This is a genomic window from Nocardia sp. XZ_19_385, assembly GCF_015355755.1.
Taxonomy (GTDB): Bacteria; Actinomycetota; Actinomycetes; order Mycobacteriales; family Mycobacteriaceae; genus Nocardia.
The window spans coordinates 2211072-2236540 of record NZ_JACVEE010000001.1 but is presented as its reverse complement, the minus strand read 5'-3'; the positions used below and the strand labels follow the sequence as shown (position 1 = coordinate 2236540).

The 25469-nt window shown below is 68.2% G+C and carries 16 protein-coding genes; 10 read left to right on the top strand and 6 right to left on the bottom strand.

The window, feature by feature from the left end:
* The first annotated feature begins 79 nt into the window (after window positions 1–79).
* The 6 genes from IBX22_RS10595 (at window position 80) to nudC (ending at window position 11123) form a co-directional block, all read left to right on the top strand.
* Window positions 80–4042 carry an ATP-dependent helicase gene (locus IBX22_RS10595; RefSeq protein ID WP_375540214.1) on the top strand — a complete coding sequence of 1321 codons (3963 nt, stop codon included), beginning with the start codon at window positions 80–82 and terminating at the stop codon, window positions 4040–4042.
* A gap of 136 nt (window positions 4043–4178) precedes the next feature.
* On the top strand, window positions 4179–8003 hold the full coding sequence (locus IBX22_RS10590; protein ID WP_228538290.1) for an ATP-dependent helicase: 3825 nt from the start codon (window positions 4179–4181) through the stop codon (window positions 8001–8003).
* Entirely contained in the window at window positions 8000–8539 is a 540-nt protein-coding gene (locus tag IBX22_RS10580) for a DUF1203 domain-containing protein (RefSeq protein ID WP_309234523.1), read from the top strand. The genes IBX22_RS10590 and IBX22_RS10580 overlap by 4 nt, the downstream gene beginning before the upstream one ends.
* A gap of 68 nt (window positions 8540–8607) precedes the next feature.
* On the top strand, window positions 8608–9003 hold the full coding sequence (locus IBX22_RS10575; RefSeq protein ID WP_194815111.1) for a VOC family protein: 396 nt from the start codon (window positions 8608–8610) through the stop codon (window positions 9001–9003).
* Between the two features lie 127 nt (window positions 9004–9130).
* Window positions 9131–10195: a potassium channel family protein gene (locus tag IBX22_RS10570; protein WP_309234522.1), complete on the top strand. Its 1065-nt coding sequence runs from the start codon at window positions 9131–9133 to the stop codon at window positions 10193–10195.
* A 25-nt stretch (window positions 10196–10220) separates the two neighbouring features.
* A complete protein-coding gene (nudC, locus tag IBX22_RS10565) occupies window positions 10221–11123 on the top strand; it encodes an NAD(+) diphosphatase (protein ID WP_194815109.1) in 903 nt (300 codons plus the stop codon).
* On the opposite strand, the gene IBX22_RS10560 is transcribed toward nudC, so the two are convergent.
* Both IBX22_RS10560 and IBX22_RS10555 read right to left on the bottom strand, forming a co-directional pair.
* A complete protein-coding gene (locus IBX22_RS10560) occupies window positions 11120–11404 on the bottom strand; it encodes a mycoredoxin (protein ID WP_194815108.1) in 285 nt (94 codons plus the stop codon). The genes nudC and IBX22_RS10560 overlap by 4 nt on opposite strands.
* The gene (locus IBX22_RS10555; protein ID WP_309234521.1) at window positions 11385–12602 is read right to left on the bottom strand and encodes a low temperature requirement protein A; all 1218 of its coding nucleotides are present in this window, start codon (window positions 12600–12602) and stop codon (window positions 11385–11387) included. Before IBX22_RS10555 ends, IBX22_RS10560 begins: the two co-directional genes overlap by 20 nt.
* A 554-nt stretch (window positions 12603–13156) precedes the next feature.
* On the opposite strand from IBX22_RS10555, the gene IBX22_RS10550 reads away from it, so the two are divergent.
* Together IBX22_RS10550 and IBX22_RS10545 are read left to right on the top strand one after the other, a co-directional pair.
* A complete protein-coding gene (locus tag IBX22_RS10550; protein WP_194815733.1) occupies window positions 13157–15298 on the top strand; it encodes an ATP-dependent DNA helicase UvrD2 in 2142 nt (713 codons plus the stop codon).
* A 728-nt stretch (window positions 15299–16026) separates the two neighbouring features.
* The gene (locus tag IBX22_RS10545) at window positions 16027–16350 is read left to right on the top strand and encodes a WhiB family transcriptional regulator (RefSeq protein ID WP_375540213.1); all 324 of its coding nucleotides are present in this window, start codon (window positions 16027–16029) and stop codon (window positions 16348–16350) included.
* Window positions 16351–16590: 240 nt separating this feature from the next.
* Here IBX22_RS10545 and IBX22_RS10540 read toward each other — a convergent pair whose 3' ends face one another.
* The 3 genes from IBX22_RS10540 to IBX22_RS10530 all read right to left on the bottom strand — a co-directional run bounded on the left by IBX22_RS10540 (window position 16591) and on the right by IBX22_RS10530 (window position 20398).
* The gene (locus tag IBX22_RS10540) at window positions 16591–17940 is read right to left on the bottom strand and encodes an AarF/UbiB family protein (protein WP_309234520.1); all 1350 of its coding nucleotides are present in this window, start codon (window positions 17938–17940) and stop codon (window positions 16591–16593) included.
* Between the two features lie 58 nt (window positions 17941–17998).
* Window positions 17999–18880 (bottom strand): TOMM precursor leader peptide-binding protein, encoded by an 882-nt coding sequence (locus IBX22_RS10535; RefSeq protein ID WP_228538289.1) that lies wholly within the window; start codon window positions 18878–18880, stop codon window positions 17999–18001.
* A gap of 87 nt (window positions 18881–18967) precedes the next feature.
* Window positions 18968–20398 (bottom strand): zinc-dependent metalloprotease, encoded by a 1431-nt coding sequence (locus tag IBX22_RS10530; protein WP_194815106.1) that lies wholly within the window; start codon window positions 20396–20398, stop codon window positions 18968–18970.
* Between the two features lie 128 nt (window positions 20399–20526).
* Here IBX22_RS10530 and IBX22_RS10525 point away from each other — a divergent pair, with 128 nt between their 5' ends.
* Window positions 20527–21552, top strand: coding sequence for a PDZ domain-containing protein (locus IBX22_RS10525; RefSeq protein ID WP_194815105.1), 1026 nt, complete (start codon window positions 20527–20529; stop codon window positions 21550–21552).
* On the opposite strand, the gene IBX22_RS10520 is transcribed toward IBX22_RS10525, so the two are convergent.
* Window positions 21553–22146 (bottom strand): PPA1309 family protein, encoded by a 594-nt coding sequence (locus IBX22_RS10520; protein WP_194815104.1) that lies wholly within the window; start codon window positions 22144–22146, stop codon window positions 21553–21555.
* A gap of 188 nt (window positions 22147–22334) precedes the next feature.
* Between IBX22_RS10520 and IBX22_RS10515 the strand changes: the two genes are divergently transcribed.
* On the top strand, window positions 22335–25322 hold the full coding sequence (locus IBX22_RS10515; RefSeq protein ID WP_194815103.1) for a UPF0182 family protein: 2988 nt from the start codon (window positions 22335–22337) through the stop codon (window positions 25320–25322).
* The last annotated feature ends 147 nt before the right edge of the window (window positions 25323–25469 follow it).

The following is a 25469-nucleotide window of genomic DNA, read 5'->3' as shown; positions in this document are numbered from 1 at the left end:
GTCCGGAACAGGTAGGTGAACTGGCGGCGACGGTGATGTTGACTACGTCCGTACGGAGTGGCCGCTCGGTGTGTCGGTCGTGTCTGTTGCAATAGCCCGCGTGGTGCAGTCGAATAGCGCGGTGCGACTTGTTCGCCGGAACGCAGTGGCACCCGGGGCGCGGCTCTGGGGCGCTGAGGTGCGCGCGCTGTTCGAGGCCCATGCTGCGGAGGTGGCAGCGCGTCCGGGGTGGCGTCCGTGGCAGGTGCTCGGTGGGCCGGGCACGGGTAAGACCGCGTTGCTGATCGACTTGGCCGCCGAACGGATCGCGGGAGGCGCGGATCCGGAATCGGTGCTGCTCCTGACCCATTCCAAGCAGGCGGCGCGGGGTGTGCGCGATGCGATTACCGCGCGGCTGTCCGGTCCCGACGGCCTCGATGGCGGGGTGCCCGGCGCCACGCGCGAGCCGCTGGTGCGGACGCTGCACTCCTACGCGTTCTCGGTGTTGCGCCGGCATGCGCTGGTGCACAACAACCCGCCACCGCGTTTGCTGACCGGTGCCGAGCAGGATGCCGTGCTGCGCGAAATGCTGCGCGGGGACTTGACAGACATCGCCGACGGAAACGACGCGCTGTGGCCGCAGCGACTCCAGCCAGCGCTTGCCCTCGGCGGGTTCGCCGAACAGTTGCGGGATCTCATGCTGCGGGCCACCGAACGCGGCATCGGGCCCGAGGATCTGATCAAGCTGGGCCGGGAACACGGCAAGTCCGAATGGGTCGCGGCGGGCAAGTTCGCGGTGCGCTACGAGCAGGCGATGCTGTTGCGCTGGTCGGTCGGCGTGGAAGCGCCCGAAGCTACCGCCCCGGCGCTGGACGCCGCCGAACTCATCGGCGCCGCCCTCGACGCCCTGGCCGCCGACGCGACTCTGCTTGCCGCCGAACGTAACCGCATCCGATACCTGCTGGTCGACGACGCACAGCATCTGGACCCACAGGCCGCGCTGCTGGTCCGGGTGATCGGCACCGCCGCGCACACCGTCGTCGTCGCGGGCGATCCGGACCAGTCGATCTTCACCTTCCGCGGCGCCGACTCCAGCTTCGTCGCCGACTTGGACGTCCCCGCCGACCGCCGAATCATCCTGCGACGCAACCAAAGATCCGGCGCCACCGTGCATTTGGCGCTGGCCCGGGTCGCCGCCAGGTTGCCGGCCAGCGCCCCGCACCGCTTCACCCTGCCCAACCGCGCCGACGCCCCAGAGGACGACGGCACCACCGTCCGGGTCCGCGTCCTGGCCACCCCGGCCAAGGAAGCCGCACTGATCGCTGACCATTTGCGGCGCGCCCACCTCACCCATGGGGTGCCGTGGTCGAACATGGCCGTGATCGTGCGCTCGGTGCCACTCTCCCTCGCCCCATTACGCCGCGCCCTGCTCGCCGCCGGAGTCCCGGTGCAACAGCCCGCCCTCGACGTACCGCTGGCCCGGCGCCGCGGCGCGGCCTGGATGCTGCTCGCATTGCGCGCCCTGCTCGCCTCGGAACGGTCCCGGCGCGCCGCCGCGGACATGTTCACCGCCGACGATGCCCTCGATCTCCTCGGCGGCCCCCTCGGCGGCGCCGACCAGATCACCCTGCGCCGCCTGCGCCGCGGTATCCGCCGCAGTGTGCTGGAGTCACAGCGGAAACCAGCCCGCACCGGTGCGGCCGACAACGATGATCTGGAACGAACAGGCGAGGTCGGCAACCTCCGCGACGACCCCGACGCCGGCCTCCTCGGCGAATCCGATTGGCCACCTGCCGACATCGACCCAACCGACGGTCAAGATCCCGATGCTGATGTCTCCTCGCGCCCAGAGGATGACCGAATTGTCAGCGAGTCCGATTGGCTGCGAGTCGAGTCCGACGATCCCACAGAACCAGGGTCGGCTCTGGATAGCGCTGTGTCGGCGGACGGCCATGGCCCAGGTGCGGACACCGAGGCGCACGCGGACGACCCCGACTGGGGTTCCTACGATCCGGAGCAGTGGGTCAGCGAATCTGATTGGTACGGAGATGATTCGGGCTGGGGTCTGGAGGTCGCCGAGCATGCTGACGACAGCAGGCGGGGGCGGCCGCCGGTAGTGCCTACCGAGCCGGAGCGGCGTGAGATCGGCGCGGTTGCTGATGTTTCGGAGGATGCCGCCGAGTCGGTCATGGATCTCGCTTCGCTGATCGAATTGTCCTCGGCGGAAGTGTTGCGCGGCTTGCTGATCGGTGAGATCGATCGCGGCATCATGGACAAGCTCACCGATGTCGAGGCTCGGCCGTTGCGGCGGGTGCTCGATGCGCTCGATCGGGCGGCGAAGGCGCGGAAGGGCGGGCCGGGGCTCGAAGATGTGATGTGGGCGCTGTGGATTACCTCGCAGTTGGAGCGGCGCTGGGTGTCGCAGTCCGAACGGGGTGGTGCGGTGGGTATGCAGGCCGACCGCGATCTGGACGCCGCCGTCGGATTGTTCGACGCGGCCGCTGCGTACGTGGACCGGCTGCCCCGGGCGAGTATCGAGGGTTTCGTCGAATATCTTGTGCAGCAGGAGATTCCGCAGGACACCGCGCCGTTGACCGCGCCCGGTGAAGCGGTCGCGTTGCTCAGTGCGCATGCGGCGGCGGGCCGCGAGTGGGACGTGGTCGCCGTCGCCGCTGTGCAGGAAGGGATCTGGCCGAACACGCGCCCGCGCGGCACACTGTTGCACACCGAGGATCTGGTCGATCTCACGGCGGGTATCGACCTCGGCGAGCAAGTCAGTCGCGCCGCGCCGATCCTGGCCGAGGAACGCCGGCTGCTGCTGGTCGCCTGCAGCCGGGCCCGGCGGTCACTGCTGGTCACCGCGGTCGAATCCGTGTCGGGCGAGCGGGATCTCGTGCCGTCCCGCTTCCTGGCCGAACTGCTCGGCCACGACGACGACAGCGAACCCGGCGTGCTCCCCATCGCCGATCCGGGACGCGCCTTGGTCATGCACTCCCTGGTCGCCGAATTACGTGGCGTGGTCTGCGATCCCGACTCCGACCCGGAACGCCGCGGCCGCGCCGCCCACCAGCTGGCCCGGCTCGCGCAGGCCGGAGTGCCCGGCACCCACCCCGAAGACTGGTACGGCACAAGCGATCTCAGCTCCGATGACACCCTGTGGGCCGATGACGACAGTGCGGTCGCCCTGTCCCCGTCCACCGTGGAGCTGCTGCGCACCTGCCCGCTGCGCTGGGCGCTGGAACGTCACGGCGGCACCGATGGCGACAACCCGCACGCCGTCAAAGGCAACCTGGTGCACACCTTGGTGCAGGCGCTGGCGGGCCGCGTTCCCGAATCCCAGGTCCGCGCCGCCCTCGACAAGGCTTGGCGCGCCATCGATCCCGGGACCGGCTGGCATTCCCGTCAGGAACTCCGCCGCACCGAGGCCATGCTGGAAACCTTCATGGCCTGGGTCCACAACACCCGCGGCGAACTCACCCAGGCCGGCGTCGAAATCCCCGTCGACTGCGAACTACCCGCCCGAACCGAAGCCGAACGCGCCGTGCGCATCCGCGGCCGCGTCGACCGCCTGGAACGCGACGCCCTGGGCCGCTTCGTCATCGTCGACGTGAAAACCGGCAAATCCCCGATCACCAAACAGGCCGCCGTAGACCACGCCCAGCTCGCCACTTACCAGGTCGCGGCAGCCATGGGCGCCCTCGACGCTGCCCTCGCCGAAGGCGAGAGTGCCACGATGGACGCCACGGCTGATACCGAATCCGCCGACGCGCCAGCTGAATCCGCCGTTCCTGCCGAAGGAACCGAAGCTGGACCGACCGGCGAGCCCGGCGGCGCCCGCCTCGTCTACGTGGCCAAGCCCAGCGCCAAGGAAGGCGCCACCCAGCGCCTGCAGCCACCCCTGGACGCGGAAGCCCTCGACCATTGGCGCACCACCATCCACGACGCCGCCGCCTCCACCCGGGGCCCCAGCTACCTCGCCATGCGCAACGACGGCTGCCGCCACTGCGCCGTCGCGGGCTCCTGCCCCGTCCAGGACACCGGACGGCAGGTGACCGACGAATGAGCGCACCCTGCCGGTCCCGTGTGGACCGCCGCGTACGGCCAATCGCGGCCTGTCGCAAAGCAACTCCTCGCCGACGCTGGTTTGCGGTTGCGCGCGGGCGTGGCTTGACCGGTGCGGATCGTTTCGGGGCGCGCACATGAGTCAAGTGACCCCGCAGCAGCTGGCCGACGCGCTCGGACTGCCGCCGCCGACAGACGAACAGGCAGCTGTCATCGCGGCACCTGCGGGTCCGACGCTGGTGGTGGCCGGTGCGGGCGCGGGTAAAACCGAGACGATGGCCGCCCGGGTCGTCTGGATGGTGGCCAATCGGCTGGTATTGCCGGATCAGGTGCTCGGGCTGACATTCACGCGAAAAGCCGCGCAGCAGTTGACCTCTCGTATCCGGACCAGGCTCGCTCGATTGGCGGGCGCGCCGTTGCTGCGGGAGCTGGACTCGACCGGGGATCTGCGTGCCCAGCTGGCCGGTGCGGAGCCGGAGATCAGCACCTATCACTCGTACGCGGGCAGGCTGCTGACCGAACACGGGCTGTTGCTGCCGGTGGAACCCTCGGCGACGCTGCTCACCCAGACCCAGCTGTGGCAGCTCGCGCACCAGGTCGTACGCAACTGGGACGGCGACCTGGACACCGATCGCACCCCGGTGTCGGTGACCGAGGCGGTGCTGGCGCTGTCCGGTCAGCTCGCCGAGCATCTGGTGGAGGCCGAACAGCTGGCCGAGGCGCACACCGAGCTGGAGAAACTGGTCTACACGCTGCCCGCGGGACCACGCCAGCGCGGCGGGCCCAGCCAGACGCTGCGCAGCATCCTCGATGTCCAGAAGGAACGCGTCGCCCTGTTGCCCTTGGTGCAGCAGCTGTCCGAAGCGTTACGTCGCCGTGGCGCACTGGATTTCGGCGCCCAGATGTCGCTCGCGGCTCGGCTCGCCGCCGAACATCACGAGGTCGCCGCCGCCGAACGCGCGCGTTTCCGCCTCGTCCTCCTCGACGAATACCAGGACACGGGTCATGCCCAGCGTGTCCTGCTCGCTTCGCTTTTCGGCGGTTCCACACCACAGTCCGGTGCACAACGTCTGGCTGTCACCGCGGTCGGTGACCCGATGCAGTCCATCTACGGCTGGCGCGGTGCGTCCGCCGCGAACCTGCCGCGGTTCGCCACCGACTTCCCCACCGCACCAGGCGTTCCCGCGCCGACCTTGCCGCTGCTCACCAGCTGGCGTAATCCGCCCGAGGCACTCGCGATCGCCAATCTGGTCGCAGATCCGCTGCGCCGCAGCGCCATCGACAAGGGCGGCGTCACCGTTGACGCCCTGCGCGCCAAACCCGATGCGGGCCAGGGCATCGTCGAACTCGCGCTCACCGAAACCGTGGCCGGGGAACGGCAATGGATCGCTGAGCAGATCGCGGCGGAGTGGGCGGTCCGCCGCGCGGCCGACGAGCCGCCGCCCACCTCCGCGGTGCTCGTGCGCCGCAATGCCGATGCCTCGCCGCTCGCGGAAGCCTTACGTGCGCAAGGCCTTCCGGTAGAGATCGTCGGGCTCGGTGGTCTGCTCGCCACCCCGGAGGTCGCCGATATCGTCGCAACCCTGCGCCTGATCGCCGAGCCCGCGGCGGGCAGTGCCGCCATGCGCATCCTCACCGGCGCCCGCTGGCGCATCGGTGTCGCGGATATCGCCGCGCTTGCCCGGCGAGCCCGCGACCTGTCGATCAGCAGGCTCTCGGGTGGCGACTCGGGGGAGATCACCGACAGCACCACCCTCGCGGCAGCGCTGCGCGAGGTGGCTCCCGAACCCGCCGAGCAAGCCGGGCTCGCCGATGCGATCGCCGATCCCGGTGACGCGGAGAACTATTCGGACTCCGGCATCGCCCGCATCGAAGCGCTCGGCCGCGAACTCGGCGCATTGCGCGAACGCAGCGGCCAGCCCTTGGCCGAACTCGTCGCCGATGTCGAACGCACCATCGGTGTCGGAGTGGAAACCCAGGCCCGTCGGGCGATGGCCGGAACCGGCGCGGGCCGTGAACATTTGGACGCCTTCGCCGAGGTCGTCGCGGGTTACGCCGCCGATACCGGTGCCTCGCTGAGCGGTCTGCTCGCCTTCTTCGCCGCCGCCGAATCGGTCGAAAACGGTTTGGAGCCAGGCGAAGTGGAAGTCGCCAAGGACCGCGTGCAGGTGCTGACGGTGCACGCCGCCAAGGGCCTGGAGTGGGAGATCGTCGCGGTGCCGCACGTGGTGCGCGGCGTGTTCCCCTCCGGCGCCGCATCCGGCACCTGGCTCGGCGCACTGGCCGAACTCCCGACGACCCTGCGCGGCGACCGCATCCAGGATGACGCCGCCGAGGGCGTCCCGGTGCTCGACCTGTCCGACCTCTACGACCGCGCCGACCTGGAACGCGCCATCAAGTCGCACAAGGAGGCCCTGGACCGCCGCCGCCTCGACGAGGACCGCCGCCTGTTCTATGTCGCGCTCACCAGAACCGAACGCGTACTCCTGGTTTCGGCACACCACTGGGCCGAAACCGGTTCGTCCCCCAAGGGCCCTTCCGACTTCCTCCTGGAACTGAAGCACGCCGCCGACACCGACGGCGGCATCGACGTCCCGCGCTGGGACGACCCGCCCGAACCCGATGCCGTCAACCCCTTCACCGACAACCCCGCCACCGCCGAATGGCCCCGCGACCCCCTCGGCAACCGCCGCGACCCCATCGAACAAGGCGCCGCCATGGTCCGCGCCGCCTTGGCGGAACTGCGCGCCCGCCCGGCGACTTCCGACTCCGCCCGCGACATATCGGGCGCGGCCGATCCGCAGCCAGCCCCACACGACGAATTGCCCGCTGCGGCTGCGCACTCCGCCCCGTGGGACGACAAGACTCCACGCCCCAGCCTGGCCACACCGTGGGAGCGCGCCGAGAGGACCACCGTCTCGGTCCCGTTGCCCCCGGATTTCGTGCGCCCCGCCGCACCTGCTGACGATCGCCCCGCGGTTTCAGGCCAACTCGTCCAGCCGACAGACGATCTTCCACCTCCACCAGAGGATCCCGAAGGCACACCGTGGGAAGACATTCCACCCCCTCCGGAAGAGTCAGCTCCGCCACTGGACGAACCGGCCCCGCCGCCGGACGATTTCGCACACCCGCTGGTCGAATTCGCCGCATTCGACGATGTCCCGCCCCTGCTGGACGAATTCGCTCCGCTCCCAGACGATTTCATCCCCCCGCCGGACGATTACACCCCACCCTCCGACCCGGATGATCCGGATGGCTGGGCCGCCGACGTCGACGCCCTGCTGGCCGAATTCGAAGCCGACCAGGCCGCCGCGCAAGAAGTCGAACTGCCGGGCCAGATTCCGGCCACCGCGCTGGTGGAAATGCGCGCCGACCCGGCGAAACTCGCGCGCCGCCTGCGTCGTCCGCTGCCGTTCCCGCCGAACCCGCTGGCGCGCCGCGGCACCGCCTTCCATGCCTGGGTACAGCGCTGGTTCAGCGACAGCCGTCTGGTCGGCTTGGATCAACTCCCCGGCGTCGGCGAACTCGAAACCGCCGACCAGGGCGTCGATGCCGAGCTCACCCGCATGCAGGACGCGTTCTTGAACTCACCGTGGGCCAACCGCAGCCCGGTCGAGGTGGAGATCCCGTTCGAAACCTCGATCGCGGGCACGGTCATCCGCGGCCGCATGGACGCCGTCTTCGCCGAACCCGGCGGCGGCTGGGTCGTCGTCGACTGGAAGACCGGCGCCGTACCCACTCACGGCGACGAACCGGCCGTCGCCATGCAGCTGGCCATCTACCGCCTGGCCTGGGCCCGCCTGATGGCCGCCCGCACCGGCGCCACCGAAGCCGCCATGCTCGAAAAGATCAGCGCCGCTTTCCATTACGTCCGTACGGGCCGTACCGTCGCCCCCAGCTCGCTGCCGGGCCCGGCCGAACTCGCCGATCTCATTCACACCTCGGCCCCACCCACTGGATGAAACGCGGCGTCGTTTTCCCGCCGGATCCCGCACGCCGAATGCGTGAGTCTGTGGTGATGACCGAATACCTGATCCATCCGATCACCGAACCCGGCGCCGGCACTGTCCCGATGGCCGCTCAGGGTGGTGAACCGCTGCGCTGCTGCCTGCGAGACGCGGTCGAGGGCGAGGCGATCGTGCTGTTCAACTACGAGCCGCCACTTCCGGAAAGCCCGTACCGGGAGAGGGGCGCGGTGTTCACACACGCCGGCAAATGCCCCGGCCCGGACTCGCTGTCCAGCTACCCGCCGGAATGGCTGGGCCGACCACAGGTGCTGCGCGCCTACGACATTCGCGGCTGGATCCATCCGGCGACGCGCGTCCACGACGGCACCTACCCGGAGGCAGCGCTAGCGGCGGTGCTCGCCGAGCCCGGGGTGGTGGCAGTGCACAGTCGCAACATCGCCTACGGCTGCTTCATGTTCCGCGTCACCGTGCCCGGCGACTCAACGGGATCTGGAGCGGAAGCCGGTATAGGTGCGAGCCTGCCCGGGTAGTTGCCGCGGCACGATCGAGTCGAACGGTTTCGGCATGACGAAGTGCAACACCCCATAGCCTCGAATCCATGCCCCTCGGACACCTCGGCGTGAACGTCAGCGACCTGCCTACGGCCCGCGCCTACTACGACGAACTCCTGCCCATGCTGGGTTTCGAACCGTTCGTCGCCGGCCCGGCCGAATTCTCCTACCGCCCCGCGGGCGGGAAGATCGGCACGGTCCTGTTCTTCTACCAGGCCCTCGAGGCAACCGACTATTCCCGCCATCGGGTTGGCTTGCAGCACTTGGCCTTCATGGTCAAGACACCCGCCGAAGTGGACGCGATCCACGACTGGGCCCGGGCCCGCGGTGCCGAGATCATCGAGCCGCCACAGGAATTCCCGCAGTATCACCCGGGCTATTACGCGGCCTTCTTCCACGGCCCCGACGGCTTCATGCTCGAGGTCGTCTGCCACAAGGGCTGACACCCCCGCACCAGGTATTGCGCCTCGGCCGGGCATCTCGCCGTTCGCGCGGTAGGCTCCCGTGTCGTGCCGGAGCGAGATGTCATGCCGGAGTTCGTCGGGAGCAGCGACAGGGGTGGTGAGACCGGTGTTGAGTGAGTTCGAGGAGAACGCGAACAAGCGGGGAGTCTCGTCCCGCCCGCATTTCGCGCTGGTCGGTCTGCTGCGGATCCCGGAAGTTCAGACGAGTCCGTGGACACAGCTGCTTCGCCGGGTGCTGTTCGCGGTGGCGCTGCTGTTCACCGCGGCGACGGTTGTGTACATCGGGCGGCACGGCTATCGGGACGTGTCCGAGGACGAGCTGTCGTTCCTGGACGCGTTCTACTACGCGACGGTGTCGCTGTCGACCACCGGCTACGGCGATATCTCCCCGGTGTCACCGGCGGCGCGGCTGGCCAACATCGTCATCATCACGCCGCTGCGCGTGCTGTTCCTCATCGTGCTCGTCGGTACCACCCTCGGCGTGCTCACCGAACGTTCCCGGCAAGCATTCAAGATTCAGCGTTGGAGGCGCAGCGTGCGTAATCACACCGTGGTTGTCGGATACGGCACGAAGGGGCGGACCGCGATCGACGCCATGCTCGGCGACGGCGTGCAGCCGGCCGACGTCGTGGTGGTCGACACCGATCTCGAGGTATTGGACGCCGCCGCCAACGCGGGCCTGGTGACCGTGCACGGTTCGGCCACCCGGTCGGATATCTTGCGTCTGGCGGGTGTGCAGAACGCGTCCTCGGTGGTCGTGGCCGCCAACCGCGACGACACCGCCGTGCTGATCACCCTCACCGCCCGCGAGCTGAACAAGGCCGCGAAGATCGTGGTCGCGGTGCGCGAGGCCGAGAACACCCATCTGCTGCGGCAGTCCGGCGCGGACTCGGTCGTGGTGTCCTCGGAGACGGCGGGCCGCCTGCTGGGCGTCGCCACCACCACGCCGAACGTCGTGGAGATCATGGAGGACCTGCTCACCCCGGAGCAGGGTTTCGCGGTCGCCGAACGCGAGGTGGAGCCGTCCGAAATCGGTGGTTCCCCACGGCATCTCAGCGACATCGTGCTGGGCGTGGTGCGTGACGGAACCCTGGTCCGAGTGGGCGAGCCCGCGGTCGACGCCATCGAGGCCGGCGACAAACTGCTCTACATTCGCCGCACGCAGAAGTGATCCGCCAGGGGGCTAGCATCGAAGCGTGTCGTTTCAGCTGAATGGTGTCCCCCTGCTCTCGCGTTCCGTCGTCGACCGGGCCGAGGAGACCCGCACCGACGAGCAAGCGCTGAAGGAAGGCTGGGCCCAGGCCCGGTTGCTGCGGGTGAACAAGCGCGGCCAGGTCCGATTCGAGGACGGCGCACTGGTTCTGGATGCGGCCACCGACCTGTCCGCCGAGCCGAACCCGGCCGGGGTGTTCCTCGGTATCGGCGAGGGCTGCCATGTCTGGGCGGTCCGGGACGACGAGATCACCGGCACCCTGATGGACCTGCGCGTCGCCGCGAACGAGGTCGACGACTACACCGCGGGCTTGCTGTCCACCGCGATCGCCCTGCTGAACTGGCACGACAAGGCCGGATTCAGCGCCGCCGACGGCAGCGTCACGGTCGCGGCGAAGGGCGGCTGGTCGCGGGTAACCGAGGGCGGATACGAGGAGTTCCCGCGCATCGATCCCGCGGTGATCTGCCTGATCCACGACGGCGGCGACCGCGTGCTGCTGGCCCGCCAGCACACCTGGCCGAAGACGCTGTTCTCCCTGCTGGCCGGTTTCGTGGAGGCGGGCGAATCGCTCGAACGCTGCGTGGAGCGCGAGGTGAAGGAGGAGGTCGGCGTCGATCTGCGCGACATCCACTACCTCGGCAGCCAGCCGTGGCCGTTCCCGCGGTCGCTGATGCTCGGCTTCGCCGCCGTCGCCGACCCGGAACAGCCGCTGGTCTTCTCCGACGGTGAGATCGCCGAGGCCTACTGGTTCACCCGCGCCGAGGTCCGCGAGGCGCTGGCGCTGGGCGACTGGTCCGCGCAGAAAGAAGGCACCCGCCTGCTGCTGCCCGGGTCGATCTCCATCGCCCGCACCATCGTCGAATCCTGGGCCGAACTCGAGTCCTAGGACAGCGTCGCGAGATGCTGTTTGACGGCGGCCAGCGACGGGTTGGTCGCCGTGGAACCGTCGGCGAACTTCACCGTCGGCACCACGTGGTTGCCGTTGTTGACGCTGCCGACGAATTCGGCCGAGGCCGGGTCCTGCTCGATATCGACCTCGACATAGCTGATGCCGGACTCGTCCAGCTGCTTCTTCAGCCGTCGGCAGTAGCCGCACCAGGTGGTCGAGTACATGGTCAGATCAACCTTTGCGTCAGTCACGGACCCTTCAACGCTCTGTGCCCTCATCCTGTTCCTGGATAGAGCGCCGGTACTCCCACAGCAGCGGTGGCAGGATCACCGCGGCCAGTCCGCAGACCAGGCCCAGCGCACCGATGTGCGGTGCGAAGATGCCGAGCGCCACAGCGCACATGGCACACGGAACCGGCCAGGTGAGACTCCATTTCCAGCCCGCGGGCGTGCACACCCCGACGAAGGCGTTGATGGCGAAATACGCCGCCACGCCACCGCACAGCACCCAGCCGATGCCTGCGGTCAGATGCCCGGAGGCATGATCGATAGTGAGGCCGAGCCCGCCGGCGATGGTGGCGATCGCCCCGGTGAGGAAGCAGTGCATGACCATCACGTGCCGGCGCGACATCCCGGTCTCGGTGCCGCCCAGCAGCCGGCTCACCACACCGCCGTACAACAGCGTCAGGGCCCACAGCCCGGCCAGGATCACGAAGGCCGCGAAGCCGAGCACCAGCACCCGGGCGGTCCACGCGACCGCACCCACCGCGGCGATGACCGCGATCACACCCTCGCCGAGCACGATGATCACGTAGAGGCCCAGGCGTTCGCCCAGATGCACCGGATCGGCGTGCAGCGCTTCGAGTTTCGGTACCCGCGAGGCGTCGAAATCCCTGCTGCGCCGCATCCGTTTCAGGCGCCGGTCGAACTGATCCTGCACTCCGGCCAGTAGCTTGTCCCCGCTGATGAAAAACATGACCACCAGGTCGATGGCCAGCCCAACCGCCCAGCACCAGTACTTCCAGGGTTCGGGCACCCACAGCGATACGACCCAGGGCAACACCCCCGCACCCATCTCGATGACCGGCCAGTCGACCACCACCTTGCCGCGCCCCCACAGCCGTCCGGACGCGATTCGCACGACCACGTAGACGGCAGCGAAGGCGGTCGCATGCCGTTCCGGCAGCCCGGCAACGGCGGCCGCCATCACCCCCAGGCCGAGCATCGCCGACAGCATCAGCATCACCCGGGTGTGGTCCCGGGCGATATTGCCGTACAGCATGATTACCGCCCACACCATCCAAAACGCAAGGTAGAGCACCACATACAGGCCGAAGTCCGCGAGCGTCGGGCCGTGATGCAGCAGATGGGTGAGCTGTTGGAGGCCCGCGACGGCGACCAGATCGAAGAACAGCTCCATCCAGGAGGCGTGCCGGTCTCGCGCTTCTTCCGATTCCTGCGGAGTCTCGGTGGTCACCGAGACAGTAAAAGCCTGGGCGGTCGGCTTCCCGGCACCGCCACGCCGTCCACCCCGGACACCGATCCGTCCTGTGTGAAAAGGTCGACTCCACCTGCACCGATAGGTACAGTTATGGAGTCACGCGAGTGATGCCGAGGGCGGTGGGACGCCGTTTTGCGAGAACGACGCCCCACCTGGTTGGGGATTTACCTAGTCAGCCCTCGGCGGACCAAGTGGTAAATGAGCGCCCCGGCGATTACGGCACTTCCGATGACACAGAAGAGCACGCCGTAATCGACCGGGGTATCACTCTTCACCCGGCGATGTTTCGCCATTCCCCACCACCTCCCTCCTGGGCGCGGCGTGGACCACGCCTGGCGTCGACCAGCTGGTGGACAACTCCAGGCCACCGCCCCTCGGGTGGAGGTGAGGCCACCATATGCAGATCAACCGACAGAATGCGTTGAAATACAGGCACTTTCGCGCACAGCAGCAAATTCCTGGCGTGTCGCTACTCCGGTGTGGCGCTGGCAGGGCTGTGGTGACGCGTCCGCTTGTCGGACCCGGCTGTCATGATGGTGCGCGTGCCCCTCGACCTCGCTGCCCTGGATCCCGAGCAGGCTGCCGCCGTGAAGGCGCCGCGGGGGCCGGTGTGCGTGCTAGCCGGGGCGGGGACGGGCAAAACCAGGACGATTACCCATCGGATCGCGCATTTGGTGACGTCGGGGCACGTGAAAGCCGACCAGGTGCTGGCGGTGACGTTCACCGCGCGGGCGGCGGGGGAGATGCGCAGCCGGCTGCGCGATCTGGGGCTCGGCGGTGATGCGAATCAGGTGCAGGCCAGGACATTTCACGCCGCCGCACTGCGCCAGCTCAAATACTTCTGGCCGCAGATCGTGGGTGATGTGCCGTGGCGGCTGATCGATGGGAAGTTCCAGATCGTGGCGCAGGCCGCGCATCGCGCCGGGCTGTCGGGGTCCACGGAGACGGTGCGGGATCTGCTCAGTGAGATCGAGTGGGCGAAGGGCACGCTGATCGCGCCGGAGGACTATCCGGCGGCGGTGGCCAAGCATCGGCGGGAGACGCCGAACGACCCGGCGCGAATCGCCGAGGTGTATTCGGCGTACGAGAGTTTGAAGACCACGCCGGATGGGCTGCTGCTGGATTTCGATGACCTGCTGCTGCACACCGCCGCCGCGTTGGAGGACTATCCCGCCGTCGCGGACGAATTCCGCAGTCGCTACCGCAGTTTCGTGGTCGATGAGTATCAGGACGTCACGCCGTTGCAGCAGCGAGTGCTCGACGCCTGGCTGGGCGATCGCGACGACCTGACCGTGGTCGGCGACGCGAACCAGACGATCTACTCCTTCACCGGCGCGACGCCGTCCTATCTGCTCGACTTCTCGCGCCGCTTCCCCGAGGCGACGGTGGTCCGGCTGGAACGCGACTACCGCTCGACTCCGCAGGTGGTCTCGCTGGCCAACCGGGTGATCGGCGCTGCCCGCGGCCGTATCGCCGGGACCAGGTTGCAGCTGATCGGGCAGCGCCCCGACGGTCCGGAACCGTTGTTCGCCGAGCACGACGACGCCCCCGCCGAGGCCGCGGCGGTGGCCAAGCAGATCAAGAAACTGATCGCCGACGGCGTCCCCGCGGCGGAGATCGCGGTGCTGTACCGGATCAACGCGCAATCCGAGGCCTACGAGCAGGCGCTCACCGAAAAAGGCATCCCGTATCAGGTGCGCGGTGGTGAGGGCTTCTTCCATCGGGCCGAGGTCAGGCAGGCCATGAGCGTGCTGCGCCAGGCCGCGTCCCGCGAGGATCTGCCGGTGGAGTCGCGCCGCGGAAGCCCACTGGTCACCCTGGTGAAGGCGGTACTCGCCCCGGTCGGGCTCACCACCGAGGAACCCGCCGGCGCCCAGGCCCGGGAGAAATGGGAATCGCTGGTCGCGCTGGTCCGGCTCACCGAGGAACTCCTGGCCGTGGACGAGGAACTCGATCTCGGCGGGCTGCTGCGCGAACTGGCCGCCCGGGCCGAGGCCCGGCACCCACCGACCGTCCAGGGCGTCACCCTGGCGTCGCTGCATGCCGCCAAGGGCCTGGAATGGGACGCGGTGTTCCTCGTCGGCCTGGTCGACGGCACCATGCCGATCCAGCACGTGCTCGCCGCCGACGGCGCGGTCGCCGATGTCGCCGCCCTCGAGGAGGAGCGGAGGCTTTTCTACGTGGGCGTCACCCGGGCTCGCGAGCACCTGCGATTGTCCTGGGCGCTGGCGCGTAACCAGGGCAGCCGGCGCACCCGGCGCCGGTCCCGGTTCCTCAACGGTCTGGTCCCGGATGACTCGCCCGCCTCCCGCATCGCCGCGCCGGTGCAGGAGAAGAAGGGGGGCGGGATCCGCCCGGCCTGCCGGGTGTGCGCGAAACCGCTGATCGGCACCTATGCCACCATGCTGGGCCGATGCCGCCGCTGCCCGGCGGAGCTGGACAACGTCCTGCTCGAAGCGCTGCGGGAGTGGCGCGCGGAGAAGGCCGAAGCGCTGCGGGTGCGCGAGTTCGTCATCTTCACCGACACCACACTCACCGCGATCGCCGAGCAGTTGCCCGCCGACGACCGGGCGCTCGGGGCGATCGCCGGCATCGGAGCCAAGAAAATCACCGATTACGGCGCGGATGTGCTCGCGATCGTCGCGTCCCGGATGCGCACTCGCACCCAGTGATGCCCAGGCCCTGCCGAGGGTGATCGAGCCCACGCGCGTCCGAAACCCGCTGAGGCCGTAGATCGCTCGGAGAAACCCACAAAACCGCAGGTAGAAAATAGGTTGTCGGTTTCTCCGACATTGCATATGGTGGGAACACGCACCGGGAGGTAATCCCAGCGCGCACAGTTGACGGATCGAACGAGACAAGGAGGGAGGCAGACCAATGAACAGCAGCACAAGCACAAGAAGCTTCAGCGCTCTCAGCGTTGTGGCTGGTGCCGCCATGTCGGCCTCCCGGGGGATCTCCGCTTTGCAGGGGATCGGTCTGTCCGGCGTCAGCGCATTCGGAACCAAGGTCGATGTGACGGCGAAAGCTGTCTCGTTTACGCACCCGATTTGCGTCCAGCGACAGGCAGACAAGCCCAGCGGGGCATGGCATCTGACGGCTGCTCAGGCAGCAGTCGGCGCCTTCGTCATCGATTCCGGTTATGAGCCGGCGGGTCACAACCCCGCCGCCGCCGGACCGGTCGATATGGCGAACCGCCTCCGCTCCGCAGAAGACCCAGCGACCGTGATCAGAATTCGACAGAGATGTCGAATTAGGTAGGGGACACCCCCAACCTCCTGGCCACGGATCGCAACCCGCGAAACCGTGGCCATAGTTTTTAAGTGGCCCTTCAGCCGTTTGGAAGCGGTTTCGTGGAAAAAGTAACGAACCGCTGCAAACGAAACTGAAGGAGAACGACGTGTTCACCGCAGAAAAGTGGCCGGACGCCGCTACTGACGTGACATGCCGCACTGTGGCTCGGTCCACCCGTACTCGGGAGGCCACTGCGACCGTTCCTTGCCGTGCCGGAGATCCTGATCTCTGGTTCGCCGAGAGCCCGGCGCAGTTGGAGGAAGCCAAGGCCCTGTGCGCGGCCTGCCCGATCCGTAAGGGCTGCCTGACCGCAGCCATCGACCGAGGCGAGCCGTGGGGTGTTTGGGGCGGTGAGATCTTCGACCAGGGTGTCGTGATCGCCCGCAAGCGTCCGCGTGGTCGTCCGCGCAAGGTCGCGGTCCCGGCATGAGTGGCGATAGTCCACTCATGCCGCGACTGACGGCATACCTCCCTCCGGTCCTCGCGGCCCAGCGGGCCCTAGCCGGCCGCTGGCGAGCCCAGGAACGAGAAAGCATACGAACCGCTCACCGCATGATCTGGTGGGCGGCTCGTTTGCGTTGTGAGGCAAGTCGATTGCGTGTCACTCGGTCCAGCCGTCGGGGTGTCGGCTGGACCGAGGGGCATGTGTCCTATTGCGCGGCAGCGGCTCTCAGCTGGTGAGCTCGCCGCGCTCTTCGCGCAATCCGGGCAGCCACTGGTTGGCCAGCCCCATGAACGGCAGCTCCGCGTCCAGCTGCGCCAGGATCCCCACGGATCCGCCGAGCACCCGGAAGATCATCACGTGCTCGGCCGGAAGCTGCATCGCCCGTGAGGTTTTCATCTCCGCACTGGTGATGTCGGTGGCCTTGCCCGCCACCCGCTGCATCCACCGGCGGGTGAAGTGGAACGATTCGGTCCGGATCGGGTCGGTGAACGGCCGCAGGAAGTCGGCGATCTCCCGGTGGGTGACGGTACGGCCGGGAATGATCCAGCCGTTGTCGTAGAGCACCTGGGTGAGTTCGTCGAAGCGTTCTTCGACGGCCAGCCCCAGGATCTGCCCGAGGATCTTCGGGAAACCGTCGGGCAGCGGCGCGCAGGCGCCGAAGTCGATGACCGCGAGCCGGCCGTCGGGCAGCATCATGAAGTTGCCCGGATGCGGGTCGGCGTGCAGCAGGCCGGCGATCTCGGGCGAGGAGAAGTGGAACTCGCCCATCAGGCCGGCCACCCGGTTGCGCAGCTCGTAGCTGCCCTCCGGATCGGCCGCGCCCTCGGCGATGATCTTGGAAACCGGCGTGCCGTCCAGCCATTCGGTGACGATCACCTTCGGCGCACCCGCCACCACCTTGGGAACCACGATGTGCGGGTGCCCTTCGAAGGCCTTGGCGAAGGCCCGCTGGTTCCGTGCCTCGTTGCGGTAGTCCAGCTCTTCCTCGGTGCGCTCGGTGATCTCGGCGAGGATCGGCTTCACATCCGCGCCCGGGATCACCGTGGCGATCAAGCCGGTCATCCGCGACAGCGTCTTGAGGTCGGCGCGCAGCGCCTCGTCCGCGCCCGGGTACTGCACCTTTACGGCGACGACGCGACCATCCGACCACACCGCCTTGTGCACCTGCCCGATGCTGGCCGAGGCGGCCGGGGTGTCGTCGAAGGACTGAAACCGTTGCCGCCACTGGGTGCCCAGCTGCACATCCAGCACCCGGTGCACAGTGGCGGTGGGCATGGGCGGCGCCGCGGCCTGCAGTTTGGTGAGCGCCTCGCGGTAGTGCTCGCCGAACTCCTCGGGGATAGCGGCCTCCATCACGCTCAGCGCCTGCCCGAATTTCATTGCGCCGCCTTTGAGTTCACCGAGCACGGTGAACAACTGCTCGGCGGCCTTCTGGTTGAGCTGGGAGTTGATTTCGGACTTGTCGCCTCCGGCCAGCTTCTTGCCGAACCCGACGGCGGCCCGGCCGGCGATCCCCAGCGGAATCTTGGCTAACTTGGCATTTCGGGATGAGCGACGGCGCACAATCTCAGACACGTACCCATCATGGCCGACGGACCCCCGGGTTTGCCATGGCAATTTCGAGACTCGTGCGTCACTCATCTGGTCCACCTGCGCAAACACTGTGGCATCCGCAGGCCGGATGGGGTGCCCAATCCCGGCGCTCGATCCGATGGGAGTCCAGATCCAGCTCGAGGGTGGCGTCGAGGGTGCCCAATGTCCGTGTGGCCGAGCAGGCCAAGATCGACTCCAGCTCGCCCAGCGCTAGCGCGGCGGTTGCCGCCACCGCGGCCGTCGAGGCCTGCCCGACCCGGCCGAGCAATTGCGCCGCCAGATGCGGCCAGGCCGGGTCGAGATCGGTGCGGGTCAGGTCGGCGCAGCGCAGGCAGCTGGTCTGACCGGGCAACACCAGCGGCCCGACGATGCCCTTGCCATCGCGGATGCGTACCGCGAGATGCGGGATCTGGTGTAGCACAAGGTCGTTGGTGAGCCGTGGATCGGTGACAACCTCGTCGGTGAGCAGCACCAGCCCGCAGCGCCAGCCGCTGACCGGAGTGTCGGGGGTGGAGCCGCGGGAGCGGACGGGTCGAATCCCCAAGCGGCGTACGCCGATACAGAGGGCATCGGAGAGCGGGCCGAAGCCGTGCACCCGGATCGACCGGATCCGCCCCACCGGCGCTTGTGGCTGGATCAGCAGGCCCGCCTCTTCGATGGCGGTCAGCAGCGCCACCGCCTGCGCCGGCAGGACGCCGGATTCCTCGGCGAGCCAGAGGATCTGGGGACGGGTGCGCATCCCGTCCAGCAGCCGGAGGAAGCTGAGCACGGTGGCGGTGTCGAGGTCGTCGGGGTCGAGCACAACGGCGGTGTCCGGGTCCCAGCCCAGCTGCACCGCGCCGGAGGGGCGCACCAGGATCATCACCCGGGGATGCAGCATCGGCCCGCAGGGGCCGTCTACGGCGAGATGTGTCGATGTCATGTGCCGAGTATGGGCATCCGCGCCTACCCCGAAGCTGACGAAAACCCCTGTTGCACACAGGGGTTTCCGATTTTCACAGGACAGTGTCTAGGACGTGCCGGAGTCCTCGGGCTTGTCATCCTCGCCCGGCGACTTCTTGCCGGGTTCGCCCTCGGACTTCGCGGCGTTGCCCGAATCCCGTTCCCGCGCTTCGGTTTCGGCCAGCTGCGCCAGCGGGTCGTCGAATGCGCCGGTGCCGCCGCCGATCACCGAGTCGATGAACCCGGCCGGGTGATCCAGATCGTTGGAGTCGGGCAGCAGGTCCGGGTGCGCCCACACGCCGTCGCGCTTTTCCATGCCCGCGTCGTCGGTGAGCCGCTTCCACAGCGCCGCCGCCTCGCGCAGCTTGCGCGGCCGCAGCTCCAGCCCGACCAGGGTCGCGAAGGTCTGCTCGGCCGGGCCGCCGGTGGCGCGGCGGCGTCGCAAGGTTTCGGCCAGCGCGCCCGCACCGGGCAGCCGTTCGCCGACCGCCTCGGCGACCACGACCTGCACCCAGCCTTCGATCAGCGCGAGCAGCGTCTCCAGGCGCTCCAGCGCCTGCTTCTGCTCCGGGCTGGTCTGCGGCTCGAACGCGCCCTGCGACAACAACTCCTGCAGCTTGGCCGGATCGCTCAGGGCCATCGGGTCGATGCCCTGCGCGGCCTCCTCGATGGAGGAGAAATCCATCTTGATGCCGCGCGCGTAGCTCTCTACTGCGCCGAGCACCTGCTGGCGCAGCCACGGCACGTGCCCGAACAGGCGCTGATGGGCGGCCTCGCGTGCGGCGAGGAACACCATGATCTCGCTTTCGGGCTGGTCCAGGCCCGCGCTGAACTCGGAGATCGCCGCGGGCAGCAGCGCCGCCGTGCCGGTCGGGCCGAGGGGCAGACCGATATCGGTGGAGGTCAGCACCTCCTTGGCGAGCTGTCCGAGCGCCTGCCCGAGCTGCGAACCGAAGGCCAGGCCGCCCATCTGGCTGAGCATGCCCATCATCGGGGCGGCCATTTCCTTGGCCTCCTCCGGCAGCTGCGCGGTCCACATGCCGTTGACCTGCTGGGCCACCGGATCACAGAGCCGCTTCCAGGTCGGGACCGTCTCCTCGATCCAGTCGTTGGCGGTCCAGGCGACGGTCTTGGTCGCGCCCGCGGGCAGCGTGGTCGCGCCGTCGAGCCACAGCTCGGCCAGGTGCGCGGCGTCGGCGATGGCCTTGGTGGTGCCCTCGGTCACCGGCGGCACATCGGCGCCCAGCTGCTGGCGCGCGAGGCGCTTGGCGACGTCGTAGTTCACCGGGCCGGACTGCGCGCTACCCGGCTGCCCCATGCCGCTCAGCATCTGGCCGAGCTGGGTCAGCATCTGGCCGAGCTGGGACGGATCGAAGCCGCCACCGGCGCCGCCCATGGCGAAGTTGAACGGGTCGTTGGCCCCGGGACCTTGGGATTCGTCGCGTTTGCGCGCATCGTCGTCGTCACGGTCCGAGAAGCCGAACGGCATGTCACTCATGTCTCTCACGCTACTCGTTCGGCCCTGGTGGTTGATGTTCGCGCGTCGCGAAATCGGGTCGACGCGCGGAGGCTGTAAATGGCTGCCTCTGCCGCCGTGGCGCGGGGTCTATCACTATGGTGGGCCTGGTGAATCGTCGGATCTGGACCCTGCTGGCCGCCCTCGTCCCGGTGCTCGTACTCGGGGTGCTGGGCACTGTCGTCACTGTGCCCTACGTCGCACTCGGCCCCGGCCCCACCTTCAACACCCTCGGTGAGGTGGACGGCAAGCAGGTGGTGGACGTGCGCGGCACCGAGGTCGATCCGACGACCGGACACCTCAATATGACCACCGTGTCGGTGCGCGACGGCCTCAACCTGTTCGAGGCCTTCGGCTTCTGGGCCAGCGGCGAGCACGGCCTGGTGCCGCGCGCCGAGGTGTACCCGCCCGGGGTGCCGCGCGAAGAGATCGACAAGTCCAATCAGCAGGACTTCAAGGATTCCGAGGGCAATGCCGAGGTCGCCGCGCTGCACTACCTGAAGCTCCCGACCGTGGTGCTGGTGCGCAAGGTCGGCGACGAAGGTCCGGCCAAGGACATCCTGAGCGCCGGTGACGAGATCGTCAGCATCAACGGCGCTCCGATCGCCGCGCCCAAAGATGTGGTGACCGCGGTGTCCTCGCAGGCGCCGGGCAGCAAGCTCACCATCGTGCTGCGCCGCGACAACGCCGAGCAGACGGTCGAGATCACCCTCGCCGCCCGCCCGGACGACCCGGCCAAGGGCTATCTCGGCGTCACCCCGGCCGAAGGCGCGCGCCCGCCCATGGAGGTCACCTTCAACCTCGCCGACATCGGTGGCCCGTCGGCCGGACTGATGTTCAGCCTCGCGCTCATCGACAAGCTCTCCCCTGGTGAGCTCGACGGCGGCAGGTTCGTCGCGGGCACCGGCACCATCGAGCAGGACGGCAAGGTGGGCCCGATCGGCGGCATCCAGTACAAGATGATGGCCGCACGCGAAGCCGGCGCGGAAACCTTCCTGGTCCCCGCCGCCAACTGCAACGAGGCCCGGGCCCGCACGCCCGACGGCCTGCGCCTGGTGAAGGTCGAAAACCTCGACGGCGCGGTGCAATCCCTGGCCGAGATCAATGCCGGGCGCGAGCCGGTGAGCTGCGGCTGATCAGTCCTCGAAGCCTTCCTCGAACGTGTGATGCAGCGCCTCCAGCACGTTCGGGGCCAGGTTCGGGTAGGTGCGCAGGTCGAGGGTCGGGAAGCTGTCGTCCTCGTCGGGCTTGATCTGCAACAGCGCCAGCTGCATTCCTTCGCGCAGCACACCGGCGAACAGGCGGGCGGCGCGCCGGTCCGGATGGGCGTGCGCGGCGGCGCGGGCGGCGGCGTCGGCGGCCTCGTGGTCGGCCAGCAGCGGGGTGAGCGCGTCATCCAGGGTGCTTTCCGCGTCCGGCGGCAGCACCACGATCTCCTGCACCAGCACGCAACCCCGCACGGCGGGCGGCCAGGTGGTGGTCGCCAGGAACTCGTCGAGCGCCATGGAACCGCCGGTGATGTCGTCCGGGAACGCTTCCTGGGCAATCGGAGTCAGCTCGTTGCCCTGGTCCAGCTGATCGAGCAGGCCGGGTTCGGCGGCGACCAGGTCAGCGGTGGGCACCAGCGCGAACATCTGCGGCGGCCGCCCCCAGCCCTCGGCGTCGGCGAACTCCGCCACTTCGCGTACGGCGCGGGACAGAACGACTTCGGCGTGCAGGTCTGCGGTCACCGAAACATCCTCGCATCACTCCCGGAGACGCGGACACAGACACCGCATGAGACCAGCGGGCACCTTTCGGTGTCCGTTTCCGTAGAGTAGGCGCGAGACGGTCCGAGAAGTGTGGACCGCTGGAACATTCGGACTGCGGCGCCCACCGGTGACGGTGCGGGCGCCGCCGGATCTTGGAGCGTGGCATCGTGGGCATGCGGCCCCCAACCGGCTTGTCGTTGTCCCGCCGCAGCCGAGTGCTGCTGGTGGCGGCCATTGTTCTGGCGGCGCTACTGCTGCTCGGACCGCGGCTGACCGATACCTACACCAATTGGCTGTGGTTCGGCGAAGTCGGTTACCGGAACGTCTATCTGACCGTATTGCGGTCCCGCGTCATCCTTTTCGTGGCGGTCGGGTTGTTCGTCGGTCTCGTCGTCTGGCTGGCGTTGCTGCTGGCCTACCGGACCCGGCCGGTGTTCGTGCCGGTCGCCGGGCCCAACGATCCGATCGCGCGCTACCGCACCACGGTGATGAGCCGGCTGCGGCTGTTCGGCGTCGGCATCCCGGTGCTGTTCGGCCTGCTGTCGGGCCTGGTGGCGCAGTCGAATTGGGTGACGTTGCAGCTGTTCCTCAACGGCGGCGACTTCGGCCAGACCGATCCGCAGTTCAATCTCGACGTCAGTTTCTACGCTTTCGATCTGCCGTTCTACCGGATGATCCTGAACTGGCTGTTCGTCGCGATCGTGATCGCGTTCTTCGCCAGCCTGGTCACCCACTACATCTTCGGCGGCCTGCGGCTGAGCGGCCGCGAGGGTGTGCTGACCCGGCCCGCGCGCGTGCAGCTCGCGGTCATCGCCGGACTCTTCGTGCTGCTCAAGGCCGTTGCCTATTGGTTCGACCGCTACGAGCTGCTCTCCAGCGCCCGTAAGGCGCCGATCTTCGAGGGTGGCTCGTTCACCGATATCAACGCGGTGCTGCCCGGCAAGCTGATCCTGCTGGCGATCGCGGTGATCTGCGCGATCGCGTTCTTCGCCGGCATCGTCCTGCGCGATCTGCGGCTGCCCGCGATGGCGGCGGCGCTGCTGGTGCTCTCCTCGATCCTGGTCGGCGCGGTGTATCCGATGATCGTGGAACAGTTCTCGGTGCGCCCGAACGCCGCGGAGAAGGAAGCCGAATACATCGAGCGCAATATCGAGGCGACGCGGCAGGCCTACGGCATCACCAAGGACAAGATCGAATACAAGGATTACAAGGGCGAGAGCAAGAAGAGCCCGCTCGAGGTCCCGGTCGACGCCGCCACCATCGGCAATGCCCGGCTGCTCGATCCGAACATCCTCTCGCCCACCTTCACACAGCTGCAGCAGCGGAAGAACTTCTACGGCTTCCCGGAGTCGCTGGACATCGACCGCTACAACATCAACGGCGACGTGCAGGACTACATCGTCGCCGCGCGCGAACTGCACCCGGCGGCGCTGACCGGCGGCCAGACCAACTGGATCAACGAGCACACCGTCTACACCCACGGCAACGGCTTCGTGGCCGCGCCGGCCAACCGGGTGAACAAGCCGCAGGCGGATGCGAACCAGACCTCCAGCGGTTCCAGCGACAGCGGTTACCCGATCTTCATGGTCAGCGATCTGGCCACCGCGCCGGACAAGCAGCACATCAGGGTCGACCAGCCGCGCGTCTACTTCGGTGAGCTGATCGCACAGACCAACACCGACTACGCCATCGTCGGCGGCCCCGAGGGCCAGGCCCCGCGCGAATACGATTCCGACACCGCGTCTTACACCTACACGGGTGCGGGCGGCGTGCCGATCGGCAACTGGTTCAACCGGCTGGCCTTCGCGGCCAAGTACGCCGAGCGCAACCTGTTGTTCTCCTCGGCCATCGGCGAGGACTCGAAGATCATCTTCAACCGCAGTCCGAAGGATCGGGTGCAGAAGGTCGCGCCGTGGCTGACCACGGACGGCAACGCGTACCCGGCGGTGATCGAAGGCCGCATCAAGTGGATCGTCGATGCCTACACCACGCTGGACAAGTACCCGTACGCGCAGACCACCTCGCTGGAGGGCGCGATGGAGGACAGCATCGACCAGAAGACCGGTCGCGTGCTGCCGCGCAAGGAAGTCAGCTACATCCGTAACTCGGTGAAGGCCACCGTCGACGCCTACGACGGCACGGTGACCCTTTACGAAACCGACTCCACCGACCCGGTGCTGAAGGCCTGGCGCGGAGTGTTCCCGGGCGCGGTCAAGCCGGAGAGCGAGATCTCGCCGGAGCTGCGCGCGCATCTGCGCTACCCGGAGGATCTGTTCAAGGTGCAGCGCGAAATGCTGACCAAGTACCACGTGGACAATCCGCGAGAGTTCTTCACCAACAACGCCTTCTGGTCGGTGCCCACTGATCCGACCATCGAGAGCCAGGGCGGCACCTACAAGCAGCCGCCGTACTACGTGCTGCTCGGTGACCCGAAGTCGGACAAGCCGGTGTTCAACCTGACCAGTGCCATGGTGGGCTTCGGCAACCGGCAGTATCTGACGGCCTATATCTCGGTGCGCTCGGATCCGGACGGGTATGGCAAGTTCACGATTCTGCGTTTGCCCACCGACACCCAGACCCAGGGTCCGCAGCAGACGCAGAACAGCATGTTGGCGGCGGGCAAGGTGTCACAGGAAAAGACGCTGTTGTCGAACTCGAACAAGATCAAGTACGGCAACCTGCTGACCTTGCCGATCGCCGACGGCGGCATCCTGTATGTGGAGCCGTTCTACAACGAGCGCAATACCGGCACCTCGACCTTCCCGCAGTTGCTGCGCGTGCTGGTCAGCTACCGCGATGAAGGGGGCAGCGTGCGGGTCGGCTATGCCCCGACCTTCGCCGAAGCGCTGAACGAGGTGCTGCCCGGTGCGGGCGCGCTGGCCACCGCGCCCGGTGGCGATCCGGCGACCCGGCCGAAGCCGGGCACCTTGCCCCCGGCGCCGGACACAACGCAGCCGCAGCCCGGCACCACCCCGGTGCCCGGCACGGTGACGCCGCCGACCGGGTCGTCGGCGGCCAAGGACGCGGCCGCCGCGGAGCTGAACCGGAAGATCGAGTCGGTACGCACCGCCATGAAGACCGGTGACTTCTCCGAACTCGGCCGGGCGCTGAACGAACTGGAGGTCGCGGTGAAGGCCTACCAGGAAGCCAAGTAGGCCCACCCGCCGCCCGACCACCACCCCTCATCGAGACGCTGCGCGTCGCTGCTACAACAGAAACGGCCCCGCTGATCCCCAGTGATCAGCGGGGCCGTTCCTGTATGCACTGGGCAGGCCGGGTTCGGCGGCCCGCCCAGCGAGTCT